The sequence below is a fragment of the Collinsella aerofaciens genome (assembly GCF_028206995.1).
Lineage (GTDB): Bacteria > Actinomycetota > Coriobacteriia > Coriobacteriales > Coriobacteriaceae > Collinsella > Collinsella aerofaciens_AQ.
Genome location: NZ_JAQLFL010000024.1, coordinates 1 through 4,339, shown reverse-complemented (window position 1 = coordinate 4,339; position 4,339 = coordinate 1). Strand labels below are relative to the sequence as shown.

General features: G+C 62.7%; 2 rRNA genes. Both read right to left on the bottom strand.

Features of this window, described 5'->3' with window-relative positions:
- Positions 1–2,214, bottom strand: a 23S ribosomal RNA gene (locus PMX60_RS10100); the annotation flags it as partial.
- A gap of 394 nt (positions 2,215–2,608) precedes the next feature.
- Positions 2,609–4,114, bottom strand: a 16S ribosomal RNA gene (locus tag PMX60_RS10095).
- Between the last annotated feature and the right edge of the window lie 225 nt (positions 4,115–4,339).

Genomic DNA, 4,339 nt, shown 5'->3' with positions numbered 1-4,339 from the left:
GCCTCCTGCCTATCCTCTACACGCGGGACCAGCGGCCAATGCCAAGCTGCAGTGAAGGTTCACGGGGTCTTTCCGTCCTTCCGCGGGTAAGTCGCATCTTCACGACCAGTGCAATTTCACCGGGTCCATGGTCGAGACAGCGCCCAAGTCGTTGCGCCTTTCGTGCAGGTCGGAACTTACCCGACAAGGAATTTCGCTACCTTAGGACCGTTATAGTTACGGCCGCCGTTTACCGGGGCTTGGCTTCGGGGCTTCGCCGAATCGGCTAACTCCTCCGCGTGACCTTCCGGCACCGGGCAGGCGTCAGACCCTATACGTCGCCTTGCGGCTTCTGCAGAGTCCTGTGTTTTTGGTAAACAGTCGCTTGGGCCTCTCCACTGCGGCCCGCCTCCGCTCCCCGGGCGAGCCGGTTCACGTACGCGCGGGCACCCCTTCTCCCGAAGTTACGGGGCCATTGTGCCGAGTTCCTTGACCATGGTTGACCCGATCGCCTCGGTATGTTCTACCCACCCACCTGTGTCGGTTTGCGGTACGGGCGCGCACGCGCCTGCCTAGGGGTTTTTCTAGGGACCTCGGGCTCACTCGCTTCGCTTAAGTGCTTCGTCCGGAGCCTCGCCCTTGATGCGGACCGGATTTCCCTGGTCCGCGGGCCGCGCTCCATCACGGGGACGTCCAGAACCCCGCCGAGCCACCCCCATCCGTCGCCCCGTCGGTCGTAGCGCCGCGTGCGCGGTGCAGGAATGTCTGCCTGCTGCGCGTCGGCTACGCCTCCCGGCCTCGCCTTAGCCCCCGACTGACCCTGGGAGGATTAGCCTTGCCCAGGAAACCTCGGGTTCACGGCGGACGAGTTACTCTCTCGTCTCTCGCTACTCATGCCAGCATTCTCACTCCCATGCGCTCCACCGTCGGTCGCCCTCCGGCTTCTCCGCCCATGGGAAGCTCCCCTACCGATTCTGAAAATCAAAATCCCGCCGCTTCGGTGTCCAGCTTAGCCCCGTGTATTGTCGGCGCATGTCCACTCGACCAGTGAGCTGTTACGCACTCTTTGAATGGATGGCTGCTTCTAAGCCAACATCCTGGTTGTCTGGGCGGACGCACATCCTTTGCCACTCGGCTGGAACTTGGGGACCTTAGCGGGCGGTCCGGGCTGTTTCCCTCTCGAGCACACAGCTTAGCCCACATGCTCTGACTGCCGCGCTCTGGGCCGCCGGCATTCGGAGTTCGGTTGGATTCGGTAGGCGGCGAAGCCCCCTCGTCCATCCGGTGCTCTACCTCCGGCGGTGAACGCGCGACGCTAGCCCTAAAGCTATTTCGGGGAGAACGAGATATCTCCGGGTTTGATTGGCCTTTCACCCCTATCCGCAGGTCATCGCCGCCGTTTTCAACCGACGTGCGTTCGGCCCTCCACGGGGTCTTACCCCCGCTTCAGCCTGCCCACGGATAGCTCACCCGGCTTCGCGTCCGCGGCGCGGGACTCAAGTCGCCCTGTTAAGGCTCGCTTTCGCTCCGGCTCCCTTTCGGTTAACCTCGCCCCGCGCCAGCGACTCGCTGGCTCATTCTACAAAAGGCACGCCGTCACACCATAAAGGTGCTCCGACTGCTCGTGGGCGCACGGTTTCAGGTACTGTTTCACTCCCCTCCCGGGGTGCTTTTCACCTTTCCCTCACGGTACTGGTGCGCTATCGGTCACAGGGTAGTACTCAGGCTTGGATGGTGGTCCACCCAGGTTCGGACCGGGTTTCACGTGCCCGGCCCTACTCAGGGACCGCGTCGCGCCGTCCGGTCTGGGTTCGCGTACGGGGCTGTCACCCGCTGCGGCCGGCCCTCCCATGCCGTTCCGCTCCCCAGCCGGACCTGCGCCCGGGGGCGGCAGCCCCCGGATGCGCGGCCCTGCAACCCCGTCGGCGGAACCCCTGCCGGGTATGCCCGCTCGACGGTTTGGCCATCGGTCCCCTTTCGCTCGCCGCTACTCGGGGAGTCTCGAGATTGATTTCCTCTCCTCCGGGTACTTAGATGTTTCAGTTCCCCGGGTTGTCCTCCCCCCGCCTATGCGTTCAGCGGGGGGATATGCACACTGCTGTGCATGGGTTCGCCCATTCGGAGACCCCCGGGTCGAAGGATGTGTGCTCCTCGCCGGGGATTATCGCAGCTTGCCGCGTCCTTCATCGGCTCCCTGTGCCAAGGCATCCGCCGTGCGCCCGTGGTATCTTGCGGGACCGCACTCGGGCCCGCGGGATATCCACGTGTCGCTAAAGTTAATTAATCGATATCATGAATAGCGCTCGTATGTCGCAATTCGGGTATCTCATACCGCGGCACAGTAGTTGACTGTGCTCGCGATCAGATGCTCCTCACTCATATATAAGTGAATTCTTCTTGTTTGGATCGGATGAATGATTGCTATCATTCTTGATTTAATCGCAGAAAAGAATCGAGTCTGGAAGAATGATCTTCCATCTCTCTCCTATCGCTATGCGGCTCTCAAGGTACGCGGGTGCGACCCCGGGGACCGGGTGCTGCGGGGACTTACTCCGGGCGACATCAACCGGACGGGCTCCTGCCCTCTATTCGAGTTAAGTTGATCTCTCTAGAAGATTTATCTCCCTAGAAAGGAGGTGATCCAGCCGCACCTTCCGGTACGGCTACCTTGTTACGACTTCACCCCCCTCACCCTCCACACCTTCGGCGCCTCCCCCCTTGCGGTTGGGCCGGCGACTTCGGGTGCAGACGACTCGGGTGGTGTGACGGGCGGTGTGTACAAGGCCCGGGAACGCATTCACCGCGGCATGCTGATCCGCGATTACTAGCAACTCCGACTTCATGGGGGCGGGTTGCAGCCCCCAATCCGAACTGGGGCCGGCTTTCCGGGATCCGCTCCCCCTCGCGGGGTGGCATCCCTCTGTACCGGCCATTGTAGCACGTGTGCAGCCCAGGGCATAAGGGGCATGATGACTTGACGTCGTCCCCGCCCTCCTCCGCCTTGACGGCGGCGGTCCCGCGTGGGTTCCCGGCATCACCCGATGGCAACACGCGGCGGGGGTTGCGCTCGTTGCGGGACTTAACCCAACATCTCACGACACGAGCTGACGACAGCCATGCACCACCTGTATGGGCTCCTCTCGGCCACGGGGTCTCCCCCGCTTCACCCATATGTCAAGCCCTGGTAAGGTTCTTCGCGTTGCTTCGAATTAAGCCACATGCTCCGCTGCTTGTGCGGGCCCCCGTCAATTCCTTTGAGTTTTAGCCTTGCGGCCGTACTCCCCAGGCGGGACGCTTAATGCGTTGGCTGCGGCACGGGGGGATCGTCCCCCCACACCTAGCGTCCATCGTTTACGGCTGGGACTACCAGGGTATCTAATCCTGTTCGCTCCCCCAGCTTTCGCGCCTCAGCGTCGGTCTCGGCCCAGAGGGCCGCCTTCGCCACCGGTGTTCCACCCGATATCTGCGCATTCCACCGCTACACCGGGTGTTCCACCCTCCCCTACCGGACCCAAGCCGCGGAGGTTCCGGGGGCTTCGGGGGGTTGAGCCCCCCGCTTCGACCCCCGGCCTGCCGGGCCGCCTACGCGCGCTTTACGCCCAATGAATCCGGATAACGCTCGCCCCCTACGTATTACCGCGGCTGCTGGCACGTAGTTAGCCGGGGCTTCTTCTGCAGGTACAGTCTTGACTCTTCCCTGCTGAAAGCGGTTTACGACCCGAAGGCCTCCGTCCCGCACGCGGCGTCGCTGCGTCAGGGTTCCCCCCATTGCGCAAGATTCCCCACTGCTGCCTCCCGTAGGAGTCTGGGCCGTGTCTCAGTCCCAATCTGGCCGGTCGGTCTCTCAACCCGGCTACCCGTTGTCGGCACGGTGGGCCGTCACCCCGCCGTCTACCTGATGGGCCGCGGAGCCATCCCCTCCCGTCGGGGCTTTAGCCCGGGCGCCATGCGGCGCCCGGGGGTATCCGGTATTACCCGTCCTTTCGGGCGGCTATCCCGGGGGAGGGGGCAGGTTCTCCACGTGTTACTCAGCCGTTCGCCACTCGCTTCCCTCCGGAGAGGGGTGCCGTTCGACTTGCATGTGTTAGGCGCGCCGCCAGCGTTCATCCTGAGCCAGGATCGAACTCTCCGTCCAAAATATATGGGCTTCGAGCCCGTCCGGTCCTCTCAGTCATTCGCTGATCGGTTCCGTTCGATTCATATGGTTCTAGTATAGGAAAAGGAATTTCTCGGGGCCGCCTCTCGGCGGCCTTGCGAAAAACAAATCCAAGTTAGACCATTTCAAATGGTTCGATGTCTGCCCGGATGCGACACATCTGGTGTGTCCATCCTCGCAGTATCCGGTTCTCAAGGTGCACGC